This is a genomic window from Pseudomonas sp. IT-93MI4 (assembly GCF_949767635.1).
Classification (GTDB): domain Bacteria; phylum Pseudomonadota; class Gammaproteobacteria; order Pseudomonadales; family Pseudomonadaceae; genus Aquipseudomonas; species Aquipseudomonas putida_A.
In genome coordinates, this window is the sequence record NZ_CATKPP010000004.1 from 1 (window position 1) to 15,826 (window position 15,826).

The window sequence follows — 15,826 nt, forward strand, 5'->3', positions numbered from 1 at the left end:
CTCACTCCTACAGGGGTTATGCGGTGCGCTGGGCTTTCGCCTCTTCACCCAGGCACGCCGCGGCGGTAAACAGCACATCGGTGGACGAATTCAACGCCGTCTCCGCCGAGTCCTGCAACACCCCAATGATGAAACCGACCGCCACCACCTGCATGGCAATCTCGCTCGGGATACCGAACAGGCTGCACGCCAGCGGAATCAGCAGCAGCGAGCCGCCGGCCACGCCCGAGGCGCCACAGGCGCAGATCGCCGCGACGACGCTGAGCAGAATCGCGGTTGGAATGTCCACGGCAATCCCCAGCGTGTGCACGGCGGCCAGGGTCAGTACGGTGATGGTGATCGCCGCGCCGGCCATGTTGATGGTCGCGCCCAGCGGGATCGATACCGAGTAGGTGTCTTCGTGCAGGCCCAGGCGTTTACTCAGTTCCAGGTTAACCGGAATGTTCGCGGCCGAGCTGCGAGTGAAGAACGCGGTGATCCCGCTTTCGCGCAGGCACTTGAGGGTCAGCGGATACGGGTTGCGGCGCAGTTTCCAGAACACGATCAGCGGATTCATCACCAGCGCGACGAACAGCATGCAGCCCAGCAGTACGCCCAGCAGGTGCGCGTAACCGATCAGTGCGCCGAAGCCCGAGGTCGCGAGGGTCGAGGCCACCAGACCGAAAATGCCCAGAGGTGCGAAACGAATCACCACGCGCACGATCAGCGTCACGCCGTTGGACAGATCGCCAACCACTTCGCGGGTGGTGTCACCGGCGTGGCGAATGGCAACGCCCATGCCGATCGCCCAGGCCAGAATGCCGATGAAGTTGGCGTTCATCAGGGCGCTGACCGGGTTGTCGACCACGCTCAACAGCAGGCTCTGCAGGACTTCAGTGATCCCGCCCGGCGCCGTCACCGCGACGTTGTCGGTGGACAGCACCAGATGCGAGGGAAACGCCATGCTGGCAACCACCGCCACCACCGCCGCAGCGAATGTGCCGAGCAGATACAGAAACAGGATCGGCCGGATATGGGTTTCCTGACCGTGCTTGTGGTTGGCGATCGACGCCATTACCAGCACGAACACCAGAATCGGCGCCACGGCTTTCAGCGCCGAGACGAACACTTTGCCGATGAACGCCGAGCCTTTCGCCGCTTCCGGGGCGAACAGCGCCAGAGCGATACCGGCAATCAGGCCGATCAGGATCTGCGTGACCAGGCTGAGGTTTTTCAGGCGTTGCAATAGAGAAGGGGATGAAGCGGTCATAACGGCATCTCTGATTTTTTATAGGGTGCAAGGTTGCGTGAAACCGGTGATACATCGGGGGGCAGGTCACCGGCACGAACCGAAAGGGCTGACGCGCCATCAACGCTGTTAAACAGGCCGCTGAATAGGGTGTACGTTTTTCAGGGCGCGGACTTTATCACAGCGTAGGCGTTATCCTTCAGGCCTGTGACGATCTGCCACCGGATTGATCGGCAAGTCGGCAGGTTTGTGCAAGTCAGCCCGGAAACACTCTGTTAAGATTCGCCATCCTCATTTTCATAGTCTGCCAGCGGGCCTCTTGGTCATCGCTGGTGTCGTCGTTTTGCTGGAGTTGCTCATGCTGTTGCCCATTCTTCTGTTGTCCGCCGCCGGATTCACGGTGCTGACCACGGAATTCGTCATCGTCGGCCTGTTGCCGGCCATTGCCCGCGACCTGGCGGTAACCATTCCGCAGGCCGGTTTGCTGGTGACTCTATTCGCTTTCACGGTGGCGATGTTCGGTCCATTTTTGACCGCGTATTTCGCCCGGTTCGAGCGGCGCAAGTTGTTCATCACGATTTTGATCATGTTCGGCCTGGCCAACACCGTTGCGGCGCTGGCGCCGAACATCTGGGTCATGGCCATCGCTCGGTTGATCCCGGCGCTCGGCCTGCCGGTGTTCTGGGCCTTGGCCAGTGAGACCGCAGTGGACATCGTCGGCCCGGATCACGCCGGCCGCGCGATTGCCAAGATCGGCTTCGGCATTGTTTGCGCGACGGTGTTCGGCATTCCGGTGGGCACCTTGATTTCCGATGCGTTCGGCTGGCGCAGTGCATTCGCGATTCTGGCAGTGATCGCTTTCGCCAAGGCCTTGCTGCTGTTTGTGTACCTGCCGAAAACCAGTCTGCACCAGCATCAGGTCAGTTTCGCTTCGCAGTTCAAGATCCTGCGCAACCCGCTGATGATCGGCCATGTCGTATTGTCGATCCTGGTGTTCAGCGGCATGTTCACCGCTTATACCTATCTGGCCGACATTCTTGAGCGTCTGGCCGGGTTCAACGGTACGGTGGTTGGCTGGTGCCTGATGGGCTTCGGTGCTGTCGGGCTGATCGGCAACTCACTGGGCGGTCGCGCGGTGGATCGTCATCCGTTGGGCGCCTCTGTGCTGTTCTGCGCGTTCATGATCGCCGGCATGGTCTCGCTGGTGCCGAACATTCACTCGACGGTGGGGCTGGCGGTGGCCATGGGCATCTGGGGCATCACCCAGGCTGCGTTGTTCCTGGTCAGCCATGTACGCCTGATGAAGGCCGCACCGGAAGCGCCAGCCTTTGCCGCCTCGCTGAATATCGCCGGGGCCAACCTCGGGATTGGTCTGGGCGCGATGATCGGCGGTCGGGTAATCGACAGTGCCGGCCTCGGCTTTCTGGGGTTCGCCGCTGCCGGGTTCATTCTGTTGTCGGTGTTCCTCGCCATGGTGTTGATGACGCTCAAGCCGCGCGAAGCGTGCGTCCAGGCGTCATAACGCGGTAAACAGCTCGCGTCGGGCACCTTCGGTAATCGCAACGATGCCGGGGTGCTTGACCTTGCGCTCCACCGAAATGGCATAGAACGACTCGGTCACCGCGTCGGTCTGGCCAATCTCCTCGACGCCGTACTGGCGTTTGACTTCATCGGCAATCACGCTCGGGCCGATGAAAATCCCGCTGCCCGATTGGCCGAAGGCCTGCATCAGGGCGCTGTCATCGAACTCCCCGACGATTCGCGGCTGGATCTGTTGCTCGGCAAACCAGCGCTGCAAACGGCTGCGCACCACGGTTTCCGCGCCTGGGATCAACAGCGGTGCGCCGTTGAGGCTGCGCGGGAAATCCTGCCCGTATTGCGCTGCCAACTTCGTGGTGGCGAAGAAACTGATCCCGCATTCGCCGAGCTTCTGGCTGTAGCCCTTGATGTCGAGGTGCGACGGCATCGGGCTGTCGGAAATCACCAGATCCAGGCGCTGGATGGCCAGATCCGCCAGCAGGCGTTCGAGTTTGTCTTCGCGGCAGGTGATGCGCAGTGGCTCGTGCAGTTCCATGGTCGGCGCGATCAGGCGGTAGACGATGGATTTGGGCACCACATCCGCCACGCCGACGCGAAACAGGATCTGCTGTTCGTTGGGCTGGGCACGTAGCATCAACTCCAGTTCGCCGCCTAACTGAAACATCTGCTCGGCGTAGGGCAGGGCTTGGCGTCCGGCTTCGGTCAGCTCCAGTTGGCGGCCGACCCGTTGAAACAGTTCGATGCCGTAGGTTTGTTCGAGCAGCGAAATCTGCCCGCTGATGGTTTGTGGCGTGAGGTTAAGCTGCTCGCAGGCACGCACGATGCTGCCGGTTTTGGCGACCACCCAGAAGTAATGCAGTTGTCGGTAGTTGAGCATCGAGCCACGACCTCTGTTTTGAAGGTGCTGGATTCGTAAAAACCGAAGTATAGCCGCTAAAAATACGAATTTTACTGAAGTGTTTGTCTCCCTAGAATGCCCAGCCATCGACGGGCGGTCTGTGACCCTGTCTGTTCATTCGAAGGAAGTCCCATGAAATACACAATTCCAGCGTTGATGTTTACGTCTTTACTGCTTATGGCCGGTTGCGATCAGGCCGAGAAAAGCGCCCAGCAGTTGATGGGCAAGGCCGCCGAAAGCGCCAAACAGGCGATCGACGATACGCACAAGGCTGCTGAACAAGCGCTCAGCGACGCCACCGGCGGCCTGATCGAGAAAAAAGAAACACCGGAAAAAGACGCGGAAAAATCCGAATCTTCCTCCAAGACCATCTAAACCGTCTTACACAGAGTCAGGACTGACCCATGGAATATCTGTTAGAACTCGCCGCCAGCCCCGCCGCCTGGGTTGCTTTGGCCACACTGGTGGTGATGGAAATCGTGCTCGGCATCGATAACCTGATCTTTATTTCGATCCTGACCAACAAACTGCCCGTGCAGCATCGGCAGAAGGCGCGGCGCATCGGTATCGGCATGGCGCTGATTCTGCGTCTGGCTCTGTTGAGCACCATCGCCTTCATTGTGCAGTTGACTGCCCCCGTGATCGAAATCATGGGCCAGGCGTTCTCCTGGAAGGACATGATCCTGATTGCCGGTGGTCTGTTCCTGGTGTGGAAAGCCACAACCGAGATCCATCACAGCATGGACCCGGCGCCGGAAGACCCGAAAAGCGCGACATCGACCGTGACCCTGGGCTTCGCTGCCGCGATCGGTCAGATCCTGATGCTGGACATGGTGTTCTCGATCGACAGCATCATTACCGCGGTGGGCATGACTGAGCACTTGCCGATCATGGTGATCGCAGTGGTGGTCTCGGTAATGGTGATGCTGTTTGCGGCTGAACCGCTGGCCAAGTTCATCAATGACAACCCGACGGTGGTGATGCTGGCGCTGGGCTTCCTGATCATGATCGGCATGACGCTGATCGCCGAAGGCTTCGGCGCCCACGTACCGAAAGGTTATGTGTACGCGGCCATGGCGTTCTCGGCAGCGATTGAGGTGCTGAACATGATGTCGCGCCGGGCGAAGCAGAAGAAACTGGCGCAGCAGGCGTAAGCGCTGACCAGCCAAAAGCCCCCTGAGCGCCAAGCGTTCAGGGGGCTTTTTTATGGGCGGAACGTTTGCAGTATCAACGTTTGCAGTATCAATGTGCGGTCGCGTGCCGTGCGTTGTGCTTTTGCGGTTTTTCGACCGCCACAGGTGGCTGCGGGTGATGGTGGCGCCGCGAAATCCGCAGCACGCCCCACAACATGGCAGTGGCCACGGCCAGCCAGCCGGCGATCAGCATTACGATAGTCATGGTCAGGCTCATCAGTGCCTCCTCTTTGCCCTGCGTCGGGCACTCACTTTTTCAATTCGCTCTGTTTCAGTGACAGTCTAGACAATGGGGTGTTTCAGACTATTGACCAAAGGTCGGTGATGACCAATCAGTTCGCTCTATGCAAACGATCGGTCTGCGGTTTAAGGCTATACCGCAGGCCTGCGCCGCCCTATGATCGCAGGCGTTGCCGGAACACGATGACCGGCGTCTGACGAGAGTGATGATGGTGCAGGTATTTTCTCGATTGCGAGGGGCGTTGCTGGTGGCCGGTTGCGCGGCGGTGTTGGCCGGGTGTGCGGGCAGTGTCGCGCCGCAGGTCAAGCGTCTGCCGGAACGGGTCGAACTCAGCGGCACGTTCTATCGCGGCGAAGCCAATCAAAGTGGTCCGCAAGTGCTGGCCAGCCTGTTGTCGCAGCAAGGCATCATGATCACCCCGGGCCTGCTGGAAAAACCGTTGCATCTGCCGGATGCACAAGAGCAGTTACAGCAGAATCTGCAGAGCCTGGCTCGCGATTACGGCATGGTGGTCTATCCGCTGGACAAGAATTTGCCTGCCCTGTTGACCCAGGTCGCGGCAGGTTATCCGGTAATGGTGCGCTTCAGTGAAGGCTCGGCGTTCTGGGCCGAACCGCGTTACGCGATCCTTTCCGGTTACGACCGGCTGAAACAGAAGGTGTTGTTGCGCGCCGGGATGAATCGCCGCGAACTGATGAGTTTCAGCTCCTTTGAATCCGCCTTCGAAAAATCCGGCGCTTGGGCGGTACTGATCCAGAAACCGTCGCAGATTCCTGCCGAAGTCGACCGCCAGCGCTGGCTCAAGGCCGCGGACGAGCTGGCGCAGGCCGGGCAGGAACGTGAAGCGGCGCAAGCCAGACAGGCCTTGGCCGCACATTAAGGCTCCGTTCGTCATCTGCCGGGCACCCTCACGCCCGGCAGGCCTCTCACTGATAGAGCCCGAATGTGCGGGTGAATCAGGAGGCGAGCATGGCAGATTCCCCATCCCCGAAAGGCCCACACTCAAGCGAGCATTCGTCCGGTCATGATCTGGGTTTCGATCCGGATTCACCGGATCTCGACGATCCGCAAGTTGATCCGGTCGGCCCCGCCAAGGCGCCGCGAGACGTGCAACCGGACGACGACAGTCAGCGGCCAGCCAAACCTTATGATCCGTTGGCCGATCTCAAACCTTGAAGTGAGGTGCGTATGAGTACCGATTCCACCTTCGACGATAAAAAACCGGACAGCGTGCCGACCACGCCTGAGGACGACGTGGACCCTGTGCTGGATCCGGACAGCCCGCTGCGCGATCCGCTGGCGCGACCTAATGTGCTGACGCCAGATCCGAGCGCTGGTGACGGCATTCCGGACGACGACAAAATGCCGTTACCCAATGATTGAATAACGGGTATTTAACCACTGGCTGAATACCTCTGTGGTGAGGGAGCTTGCTCCCGCTGGACTGCGCAGCAGGCCTTTCTGGTTAAAAAAGGTTCGCTACGCGCCCCAGCGGGAGCAAGCTCCCTCGCCACAGTTGGATATTTCTGGTTACTTGGAGGCTTCGACCACGCCGCTCTGGCGCGCCTTGAGGTTCTTTTCGGCCTTGTATTGCTGCGCAACTGCCGGAACGCTGGCGCTACGACCGGTTTCCATCCAGCTGCGGATACGACTGGCATCGGCAAAATGCGTGTACTTGCCGAACGCATCGAGAATCACCAGGGCGACCGGACGATTGCTCATCCGCGTCACCAGCACCAGGCAATGACCCGCCGGGTTGGTAAAGCCGGTTTTGGTGATCTTGATGTCCCAGTCAGCCTTGTTCACCAGGTGATCGGTGTTGCGGAAACCCAGGGTGTAATTGGGTTTGCGGAACGATACGGTTTTTTCCTTGGTAGTGGTCAGCTCGCTGAGGATCGGATGCTTGCTCGCGGCGACCAGCAGTTTGCTCAAGTCGCGGGCGGTGGACACGTTGCGTTCCGACAGCCCGGTCGGCTCGACATAGTGCGTATTGGTCATGCCCAGCGCTTTGGCCTTGGCGTTCATTGCGGCGATGAACGCGGCGTAACCGCCTGGATAGTGATGCGCGAGGCTGGCGGCCGCACGGTTCTCCGAAGACATCAGGGCAATCAGCAGCATCTCGCGACGCGGCAGTTCGCTCTTCAGTTTGACTCGGGAGAACACGCCTTTCATTTCCGGCGTGTGGCTGATGTCGACGTCGATCCATTCGTCCATGTTCTGGTGCGCTTCAACCACCACCAGTCCGGTCATCAGCTTGCTCACCGAGGCGATCGGTACGATCACATCCGGGTTGCTCGAATAGATGACTTTATTGGTCTGCAAATCCATAAGCAGGGCGCTGCCGGAGGCGATCTTCAGTTGTGAAGCGTCGCGTGGCGCGGCGGTAGTTTCTGCGGCGTTGACCGTTGGCGTGACGAATGTGCCTGAAAAAGCAAAAACCAGGCTCAGGATCGAAAGACGAATTTTCACGCGGGCGAACTCATAAAGGTTGGATATTCCGTTAGTTTGTAACGGGTTATTTCTTCAAAGCGTCGCATTCTAGGAGTATGGCTGAAGATCTGTCGATGGTTGTTTGAATGACCTGAAAATCTCGTGAAAAGGCCTGTGAAAAGAGGGGTTTCCGGCGAACGGTTAGTGTTTTTTCTCAGATACGAAAAACCCCGCACAAGGCGGGGTTCTTTTACCGCGCAAAAACGCCTCAGGCGTGCAGGGTTTCTGCCGCGTAGAGGGTGTTTTCCAGCAGGCAAGCACGGGTCATCGGGCCAACGCCGCCGGGGACCGGAGTGATCCAGCCAGCGCGGGGCAGGGCGGTTTCATACACCACGTCACCGACCAGCTTGCCGTCGTCCTGACGGTTGATGCCGACGTCGATCACGATCGCGCCTTCCTTGATCCACTCACCCTTGACCAGTCCCGGCTTGCCGGCGGCGACCACCACCAGATCAGCGCGACCGACGTGGCCGGCCAGGTCCTTGGTGAAGCGGTGGGTGACGGTCACGGTGCAACCGGCCAGCAGCAGTTCCATCGCCATCGGGCGGCCGACGATGTTCGACGCACCCACCACCACCGCATCCAGACCATAAAGGTCAACGCCGGTGCTTTCCAGCAAGGTCATGATGCCCTTTGGTGTGCACGGACGCAGCAGCGGAATGCGCTGGGCCAGGCGGCCGACGTTATAAGGATGGAAGCCATCGACGTCTTTGTCCGGGCGAATGCGCTCCAGCAGTTTGGAGGCGTCCAGGTGCTCGGGCAGCGGCAGTTGCAGCAGCACGCCGTCGATGGCCGGGTCGTCGTTGAGGCGATCAATCAGATCGGTCAGCGCTTCTTGAGTGGTTTCGGAAGGCAGGTCGTAGGCTTGAGAGAGGAAGCCGACCTCTTCACAGTCTTTACGCTTGTGCGAGACATAAACCTGAGAGGCAGGATCGCTGCCGACCAGGATCACCGCGAGGCCGGGAGTGCGCAGGCCTTGCTGGCGACGCTCGGCAACTCGTTGGGCGATCTGCTGGCGCAGGCTGGCGGCGATCGATTTGCCGTCGATTAGTTGTGCAGTCATTGCGCGTGATTAACCATCGAGAGGGGAAAAAAAGAGAACGCATTCTCGCATGTCAGACGGTGAGGGCAAAGGCGCTTGGTCAGCAAATTCCCCTAACTCCTTTAATTAAATGAATTTTTTTCAAAAAGGATTTGACGACCTTGGGAGCGCTCTATACTATTCGTCGCACTTGTCGGGCACAGCCTAGCACTGGTTAAGAAGGTTGAGCGGAATTAGCGTTCTGCGAAGCTGGAAAGCATTTAGTTTGTAGTCCTCCAAGAGTACAGATTAATAAGGCGCCCGTAGCTCAGCTGGATAGAGCATCCGCCTTCTAAGCGGATGGTCGCAGGTTCGAGTCCTGCCGGGTGCGCCATTAGGCAGCTTTGGCACAAGTAGCGCGATATGGTGGGCGTAGCTCAGTTGGTAGAGCACGGGATTGTGACTCCCGTTGTCGTGGGTTCGATCCCCATCGTCCACCCCATATTTCGAAAGGCGCCAGGTGTAACAATCTGGCGCCTTTGCTTTAAAAAGCTTCATCTGCGGATGTGGTGGAATTGGTAGACACACTGGATTTAGGTTCCAGCGCCGCGAGGCGTAAGAGTTCGAGTCTCTTCATCCGCACCAATTAAAGCTTCATTCATGCCGCAGGCCTGATGAAGTTCAGCAAAGAAGTTGAATGGCTTTTTTGTGACGCAATATGGTGGGCGTAGCTCAGTTGGTAGAGCACGGGATTGTGACTCCCGTTGTCGTGGGTTCGATCCCCATCGTCCACCCCATATTTCGAAAGGCGCCAGATTTAACAGTCTGGCGCCTTTTTTGTTTTACGGCTGGTGGTTTGTCGCGCAGCGTTTCGGGTCGAAGGGCAGGGCGTTTCGTCGTGTTCAGGGGCTTGCTGTCAGCGTGCCGACCGCCGGCCATGTTCGCGGGATCAGCCGTCAGGGAGATGGCTCGCAGTCTCTTCTATATATAGAAGCGGTTGAAGCAGAGCCTTGGCGTGATGGTCTTTATTCGTCTTCGAGGTGGAGTGCATTGCTGCATTCACACCTATAAATGGCCTGCTGTTTTTTTACCCGTTTTCAGTAGGGTGACTTCTTGAGTTTGACCCACTAGAATGCATGCCCTTGATTCTGGGGTCGGAAACGGCCGGCTAACGTCTGTGCAACGAGGAATATCCATGCAAGTTTCTGTTGAAAATACTACTGCTCTTGAGCGCCGCATGAGCGTCACCGTGCCGGCTGAGCGCATTGAGAGCCAGGTCAACAAGCGTCTGCAGCAGACTGCCCAAAAGGCCAAGATTGCTGGCTTCCGTCCAGGCAAAGTGCCAATGAGCGAAATCAAGCGCCGTTTCGGTGCTGACGCTCGTCAGGAAGCTGTTGGTGATGTCATCCAGTCCTCCTTCTACGAAGCCGTGGTTGAGCAGAAGCTGAACCCTGCCGGTTCGCCTTCGATCGAGCCGAAGTCGCTGGAAGCTGGCAAAGACCTGGAATACGTTGCCGTATTCGAAGTGTTCCCTGAGTTCACCGTTGCCGGTTTCGACGGCATCACTGTCGAGCGTCTGAGCGCTGAAGTGGCTGACGCCGATCTGGACAAGATGCTGGACATCCTGCGCAAGCAGAACACCCGTTTTGAAGTGGCCGATCGTGCTGCTCAGAACGAAGACCAGCTGAACATTGATTTCGTTGGCAAGGTTGACGGCGAAGCCTTCGCTGGCGGCTCGGCCAAAGGCACTCAACTGGTGCTGGGTTCCGGTCGCATGATCCCGGGCTTCGAAGAAGGCCTGGTGGGCGCTAAAGCGGGCGAAGAGCGCGTTCTGAACCTGACCTTCCCTGAGGACTATCAGAACCTGGACCTGGCCGGCAAAACCGCCGAGTTCACCGTGACTGTAAACACCGTGTCCGAGCCGAAGCTGCCAGAGCTGAACGAAGAGTTCTTCGCTCAATTCGGCATCAAGGAAAGCGGCATCGACGGTTTCCGCACCGAAGTTCGCAAGAACATGGAGCGTGAGCTGCGTCAGGCCATCAAGTCCAAGGTGAAAAATCAGGTAATGGACGGTCTGCTGGCCACCAACCCGATCGAAGTGCCGAAGGCTCTGCTGTCCAACGAAGTTGACCGTCTGCGTGTGCAGGCTGTTCAGCAGTTCGGTGGCAACATCAAGCCTGACCAACTGCCGGCCGAGCTGTTCGAAGAGCAAGCCAAGCGCCGTGTAGTGCTGGGTCTGATCGTGGCCGAAGTGGTCAAGCAATTCGACCTGAAGCCTGACGAAGCCCGCGTTCGCGAAATGATTCAGGAAATGGCTTCGGCTTACCAGGAACCTGAGCAGGTCGTGTCCTGGTACTACAAGAACGAGCAGCAACTGAACGAAGTTCGTTCGGTTGTGCTGGAAGAACAAGTTGTGGATACTGTTCTGCAGAAAGCTAGCGTGACCGACAAATCGGTCTCTTACGAAGAAGCGGTCAAGCCGGTAGAAGCTCCAAAAGCCGACTGATTGTTTTTGCGTTAAGAAGTACACACATAAGCCAGCCTTCGAGCTGGCTTATGCGTATTCAAGACATAACTATTTGGGAGTGACTGCAGAGCATGTTCCGTAATTCGTATATTCAGCAGAACTCTGATATCCAGGCCGCCGGCGGCCTGGTCCCGATGGTTGTCGAGCAATCTGCTCGTGGCGAGCGCGCCTATGACATCTACTCGCGCCTTCTGAAGGAGCGCGTAATTTTCCTGGTGGGTCCTGTAGAGGACTACATGGCCAACCTGATCTGTGCGCAATTGCTGTTCCTTGAAGCGGAAAACCCGGACAAGGACATCCATCTCTATATCAACTCCCCGGGCGGTTCGGTGACAGCGGGCATGTCGATCTACGACACCATGCAGTTCATCAAGCCAAACGTCTCGACGACCTGCATTGGTCAGGCGTGCAGCATGGGTGCATTCCTGCTGACGGCTGGTGCTCCAGGCAAGCGTTTCTGCCTGCCGAACTCGCGTGTGATGATTCACCAGCCACTGGGCGGTTTCCAGGGCCAGGCCTCGGATATCGAAATCCATGCCAAGGAAATCCTCTTCATTCGCGAGCGTCTGAACACGCTGATGGCCAAGCACAGCGGTCGTACGCTTGAAGAAATCGAGCGTGACACCAACCGCGACAACTTCATGAGTGCAGAAGCTGCGAAGGAATACGGCCTGATCGACGAAGTCATCAACCAGCGTCCTGCGTAAAATAAGCAGCTCAAAATAAGGTGGGTCGGCAGATCCGACCACCAGCGGGCTTGAAAAAGCCCGCAATAGCCTTCATCTTGTGTTGCAAGCCTATCGGATTTGGATCGAACGAATGACTGACACCCGCAACGGCGAGGACAACGGCAAGCTGCTCTATTGCTCCTTCTGTGGCAAAAGCCAGCATGAAGTGCGCAAATTGATTGCCGGCCCCTCGGTCTTTATCTGCGACGAGTGCGTCGACCTGTGCAATGACATCATCCGCGAGGAGGTGCAGGAAGCACAGGCCGAAAGCAGCGCGCATAAATTGCCTTCGCCTAAAGAAATCAGCGGCATCCTTGACCAGTATGTAATCGGTCAGGAGCGTGCGAAAAAGGTTCTGGCCGTAGCGGTGTACAACCACTACAAGCGCCTGAATCAGCGTGACAAGAAGGCTGACGACGTCGAACTCGGCAAGAGCAACATCCTGCTGATCGGCCCGACAGGCTCCGGTAAAACCCTGCTGGCCGAAACACTGGCCCGCCTGCTGAACGTTCCGTTCACCATCGCTGACGCAACCACCCTCACCGAGGCCGGTTACGTAGGTGAAGATGTCGAGAACATCATTCAGAAATTGCTGCAAAAGTGCGATTACGACGTGGAAAAGGCCCAGATGGGCATTGTCTATATCGACGAAATCGACAAGATTTCCCGCAAGTCCGACAACCCGTCGATCACCCGCGATGTTTCCGGTGAAGGCGTGCAGCAGGCCTTGCTCAAGTTGATCGAAGGTACGGTCGCTTCCGTTCCGCCGCAAGGTGGTCGCAAGCATCCGCAGCAGGAATTCCTGCAGGTCGACACCCGTAACATCCTGTTCATCTGCGGTGGTGCGTTCTCTGGTCTGGAAAAGGTTATCCAAAACCGTTCCACCAAAGGCGGCATCGGTTTCAACGCAGAAGTGCGCAGCAAGGAAGAAGGCAAGAAAGTCGGTGAATCCCTGCGTGAAGTCGAGCCTGACGATCTGGTCAAGTTCGGTCTGATCCCGGAATTCGTCGGTCGTCTGCCGGTTCTTGCGACGCTGGACGAGCTCGACGAGGCTGCGTTGATGCAGATCCTCACCGAGCCGAAAAATGCTCTGACCAAACAGTATGCCAAGCTGTTCGAGATGGAAGGCGTGGATCTGGAGTTCCGGACCGACGCACTGAAGTCGGTCGCCAAGCGTGCCCTGGAACGTAAAACCGGTGCCCGTGGCCTGCGTTCGATTCTCGAAGGTGTGCTGCTCGACACGATGTACGAAATCCCTTCGCAGTCTGAAGTGAGCAAAGTCGTCATCGATGAAAGCGTGATTGAAGGCAAGTCCAAGCCACTGTATATCTACGAAAACAGTGAGCCGACGGCCAAGGCAGCGCCGGACGCGTAAGCGTCCACACTGCCGGAACAAAGAAGGGGCCTTCGGGCCTCTTTTTTTTTATGTCGTTTTTTACATCTGCTTTGCGCTTGTTTTTTTTCAAGGCAGCCCCCATCTTGGTTTCAAGTTTAATTCCATCTGATTACGGCCATATGGCCGCCGTAGAGGCGAAATCATGAAGACAACCATCGAATTGCCTCTCCTGCCATTGCGTGATGTCGTGGTGTATCCGCACATGGTTATCCCGCTGTTCGTGGGGCGCGAGAAATCCATCGAAGCCCTCGAGGCCGCGATGACGGGCGACAAGCAGATCCTGCTGCTGGCCCAGAGAAACCCGGCTGACGATGATCCCGGTGAAGAAGCTCTCTATCGCGTAGGTACTATCGCCACTGTGTTGCAGCTGCTGAAGCTGCCGGACGGCACCGTCAAGGTTCTGGTCGAAGGTGAGCAGCGCGGTGCTGTAGAGCGCTTCAGCGAAGTCGACGGGCATTGCCGCGCCGAAGTCTCGCTGATCGACGAAGTCGACGCCGCCGAGCGCGAATCCGAAGTGTTCGTGCGCAGCCTGCTGTCGCAGTTCGAACAATACGTGCAGTTGGGCAAGAAGGTCCCGGCTGAAGTCCTGTCGTCGCTCAACAGCATTGATGAGCCGGGTCGTCTGGTCGACACCATGGCCGCGCACATGGCGCTGAAGATCGAGCAGAAGCAGGAAATCCTCGAAATCATCGATCTGTCGGCCCGGGTCGAGCACGTGCTCGCCTTGCTGGATGCCGAGATCGATCTGCTGCAAGTTGAAAAACGCATTCGCGGCCGCGTCAAAAAGCAAATGGAGCGCAGCCAGCGCGAGTACTACCTGAATGAGCAGATGAAGGCCATTCAGAAAGAGCTGGGCGACGGTGACGAAGGTCACAATGAAATCGAAGAGCTGAAAAAGCGCATCGATGCCGCCGGCCTGCCGAAAGATGCCCTGGCCAAGGCCACCGCCGAACTGAACAAGCTCAAGCAGATGTCGCCGATGTCCGCTGAAGCCACCGTGGTGCGCTCCTACATCGACTGGCTGGTGCAGGTGCCGTGGAAGGCGCAAAGCAAGGTACGCCTCGACCTGGCGCGTGCTGAAGACATTCTCGATGCCGATCACTACGGTCTCGAAGAGGTCAAGGAGCGCATCCTTGAATACCTCGCCGTGCAGAAGCGTGTGAAGAAGATCCGTGGCCCGGTGTTGTGCCTGGTGGGTCCTCCTGGCGTGGGTAAAACCTCGCTGGCAGAGTCGATTGCCCACGCCACCAACCGTAAATTCGTGCGCATGGCCCTGGGTGGCGTGCGTGACGAGGCGGAAATTCGTGGCCACCGCCGGACTTACATCGGTTCGATGCCGGGAAGATTGATTCAAAAGATGACAAAAGTGGGTGTACGCAACCCGCTGTTCCTGCTCGATGAAATCGACAAAATGGGCAGCGATATGCGTGGCGACCCGGCGTCGGCGTTGCTGGAAGTGCTCGATCCGGAGCAGAACCACAACTTCAACGATCACTATCTGGAAGTCGATTACGACCTGTCCGATGTGATGTTCCTGTGCACCTCGAACTCGATGAACATCCCGCCGGCACTGCTGGACCGGATGGAAGTCATTCGTCTGCCGGGCTACACCGAAGACGAAAAGATCAACATTGCCGTAAAGTACCTGTCGCCCAAGCAGATTGCCGCTAATGGTCTGAAGAAGGGTGAGCTGGAATTCGACGAGGAAGCGATCCGCGACATCATCCGTTACTACACCCGTGAAGCCGGTGTGCGTGGCCTCGAACGTCAGATCGCCAAAGTCTGCCGCAAGGCTGTGAAAGAACATGCGCTGGAAAAACGCTTCTCGGTAAAAGTGACAGCTGACCTGCTGGAGCATTTCCTCGGTGTGCGTAAATTCCGCTACGGTCTGGCAGAGCAACAGGATCAGATCGGTCAGGTGACTGGCCTGGCGTGGACGCAGGTGGGCGGCGAATTGCTGACCATCGAAGCGGCTGTGGTGCCGGGTAAAGGTCAACTGATCAAGACCGGTTCGCTTGGCGATGTAATGGTCGAATCGATCACTGCGGCGCTGACCGTTGTGCGCAGCCGTGCCAAAAGCCTGGGCATTCCGCTGGACTTCCATGAGAAGCGCGACACGCACATTCACATGCCGGAAGGGGCGACCCCGAAGGACGGTCCTAGCGCGGGTGTGGGTATGTGCACGGCACTGGTGTCGGCCTTGACCGGGATTCCGGTGCGCGCCGATGTCGCCATGACCGGCGAAATTACCCTGCGTGGCCAAGTGTTGGCGATTGGTGGTCTGAAGGAAAAACTGCTCGCGGCTCACCGTGGCGGAATCAAGATTGTGATTATTCCGGAAGAGAACGTGCGCGATCTGAAGGAGATTCCTGACAATATCAAGCAGGATCTGCAGATTAAACCGGTTAAATGGATTGACGAGGTCCTGCAAATTGCGCTGCAATACGCGCCGGAGCCCTTGCCGGATGTGGCTCCGGAGATAGTTTCCAAGGACGAAAAACGTGAGTCTGATTCAAAGGAAAGAATTAGCACGCATTAATACGTTTTTGCCTGGGGGGCTTCCTT

General features: G+C 57.7%; 15 protein-coding genes and 4 tRNA genes. 14 read left to right on the forward strand and 5 right to left on the reverse strand.

Annotated elements, in window-relative coordinates:
- Window positions 1-16: 16 nt before the first annotated feature.
- Window positions 17-1,249, reverse strand: coding sequence for a serine/threonine transporter SstT (gene sstT / locus ACM6I7_RS03265; RefSeq protein ID WP_096795703.1), 1,233 nt, complete (start codon window positions 1,247-1,249; stop codon window positions 17-19).
- A 337-nt stretch (window positions 1,250-1,586) separates the two neighbouring features.
- On the opposite strand from sstT, the gene ACM6I7_RS03270 reads away from it, so the two are divergent.
- On the forward strand, window positions 1,587-2,750 hold the full coding sequence (locus tag ACM6I7_RS03270; protein WP_115990233.1) for an MFS transporter: 1,164 nt from the start codon (window positions 1,587-1,589) through the stop codon (window positions 2,748-2,750).
- Here ACM6I7_RS03270 and nhaR read toward each other — a convergent pair.
- Window positions 2,745-3,644: a transcriptional activator NhaR gene (gene nhaR / locus ACM6I7_RS03275; RefSeq protein WP_097087795.1), complete on the reverse strand. Its 900-nt coding sequence runs from the start codon at window positions 3,642-3,644 to the stop codon at window positions 2,745-2,747. The genes ACM6I7_RS03270 and nhaR overlap by 6 nt on opposite strands.
- 153 nt (window positions 3,645-3,797) lie before the next feature.
- Between nhaR and ACM6I7_RS03280 the strand changes: the two genes are divergently transcribed.
- The gene (locus ACM6I7_RS03280; protein ID WP_007965379.1) at window positions 3,798-4,040 is read left to right on the forward strand and encodes a hypothetical protein; all 243 of its coding nucleotides are present in this window, start codon (window positions 3,798-3,800) and stop codon (window positions 4,038-4,040) included.
- Window positions 4,041-4,069: 29 nt separating this feature from the next.
- Window positions 4,070-4,819, forward strand: coding sequence for a TerC family protein (locus ACM6I7_RS03285; protein WP_027613902.1), 750 nt, complete (start codon window positions 4,070-4,072; stop codon window positions 4,817-4,819).
- An 88-nt stretch (window positions 4,820-4,907) separates the two neighbouring features.
- Here ACM6I7_RS03285 and ACM6I7_RS03290 read toward each other — a convergent pair whose 3' ends face one another.
- Entirely contained in the window at window positions 4,908-5,063 is a 156-nt protein-coding gene (locus tag ACM6I7_RS03290) for a hypothetical protein (RefSeq protein WP_179353273.1), read from the reverse strand.
- A 244-nt stretch (window positions 5,064-5,307) separates the two neighbouring features.
- On the opposite strand from ACM6I7_RS03290, the gene ACM6I7_RS03295 reads away from it, so the two are divergent.
- The 3 genes from ACM6I7_RS03295 (at window position 5,308) to ACM6I7_RS03305 (ending at window position 6,482) form a co-directional block, all read left to right on the forward strand.
- On the forward strand, window positions 5,308-5,979 hold the full coding sequence (locus tag ACM6I7_RS03295; protein WP_336840900.1) for a peptidase C39 family protein: 672 nt from the start codon (window positions 5,308-5,310) through the stop codon (window positions 5,977-5,979).
- 89 nt (window positions 5,980-6,068) lie between these two features.
- A complete protein-coding gene (locus ACM6I7_RS03300; RefSeq protein WP_047597456.1) occupies window positions 6,069-6,275 on the forward strand; it encodes a DUF6021 family protein in 207 nt (68 codons plus the stop codon).
- A 12-nt stretch (window positions 6,276-6,287) separates the two neighbouring features.
- Entirely contained in the window at window positions 6,288-6,482 is a 195-nt protein-coding gene (locus ACM6I7_RS03305; protein WP_414887944.1) for a hypothetical protein, read from the forward strand.
- A gap of 147 nt (window positions 6,483-6,629) precedes the next feature.
- Here ACM6I7_RS03305 and pbpG read toward each other — a convergent pair whose 3' ends face one another.
- Both pbpG and folD read right to left on the reverse strand, forming a co-directional pair.
- On the reverse strand, window positions 6,630-7,568 hold the full coding sequence (pbpG, locus tag ACM6I7_RS03310) for a D-alanyl-D-alanine endopeptidase (protein WP_414887945.1): 939 nt from the start codon (window positions 7,566-7,568) through the stop codon (window positions 6,630-6,632).
- 229 nt (window positions 7,569-7,797) lie between these two features.
- Window positions 7,798-8,652, reverse strand: a complete 855-nt coding sequence (folD, locus tag ACM6I7_RS03315) for a bifunctional methylenetetrahydrofolate dehydrogenase/methenyltetrahydrofolate cyclohydrolase FolD (RefSeq protein ID WP_003223627.1) — start codon at window positions 8,650-8,652, stop codon at window positions 7,798-7,800.
- A gap of 275 nt (window positions 8,653-8,927) precedes the next feature.
- Between folD and ACM6I7_RS03320 the strand changes: the two genes are divergently transcribed.
- The 8 genes from ACM6I7_RS03320 to lon all read left to right on the forward strand — a co-directional run bounded on the left by ACM6I7_RS03320 (window position 8,928) and on the right by lon (window position 15,800).
- Window positions 8,928-9,004: transfer RNA gene (locus ACM6I7_RS03320), tRNA-Arg, on the forward strand.
- 32 nt (window positions 9,005-9,036) lie between these two features.
- Window positions 9,037-9,112 (forward strand) — tRNA-His (locus ACM6I7_RS03325).
- A 58-nt stretch (window positions 9,113-9,170) separates the two neighbouring features.
- Window positions 9,171-9,255 (forward strand) — tRNA-Leu (locus ACM6I7_RS03330).
- Window positions 9,256-9,331: 76 nt separating this feature from the next.
- A tRNA-His gene (locus tag ACM6I7_RS03335) sits at window positions 9,332-9,407 on the forward strand.
- Window positions 9,408-9,805: 398 nt separating this feature from the next.
- On the forward strand, window positions 9,806-11,116 hold the full coding sequence (tig, locus tag ACM6I7_RS03340; protein ID WP_027614582.1) for a trigger factor: 1,311 nt from the start codon (window positions 9,806-9,808) through the stop codon (window positions 11,114-11,116).
- A gap of 92 nt (window positions 11,117-11,208) precedes the next feature.
- Window positions 11,209-11,844, forward strand: a complete 636-nt coding sequence (gene clpP, locus ACM6I7_RS03345) for an ATP-dependent Clp endopeptidase proteolytic subunit ClpP (protein ID WP_007951559.1) — start codon at window positions 11,209-11,211, stop codon at window positions 11,842-11,844.
- Window positions 11,845-11,956: 112 nt separating this feature from the next.
- Window positions 11,957-13,240 carry an ATP-dependent Clp protease ATP-binding subunit ClpX gene (gene clpX / locus ACM6I7_RS03350; RefSeq protein ID WP_003223632.1) on the forward strand — a complete coding sequence of 428 codons (1,284 nt, stop codon included), beginning with the start codon at window positions 11,957-11,959 and terminating at the stop codon, window positions 13,238-13,240.
- Window positions 13,241-13,403: 163 nt separating this feature from the next.
- On the forward strand, window positions 13,404-15,800 hold the full coding sequence (gene lon / locus ACM6I7_RS03355; RefSeq protein WP_027614583.1) for an endopeptidase La: 2,397 nt from the start codon (window positions 13,404-13,406) through the stop codon (window positions 15,798-15,800).
- Window positions 15,801-15,826 lie beyond the last annotated feature (26 nt).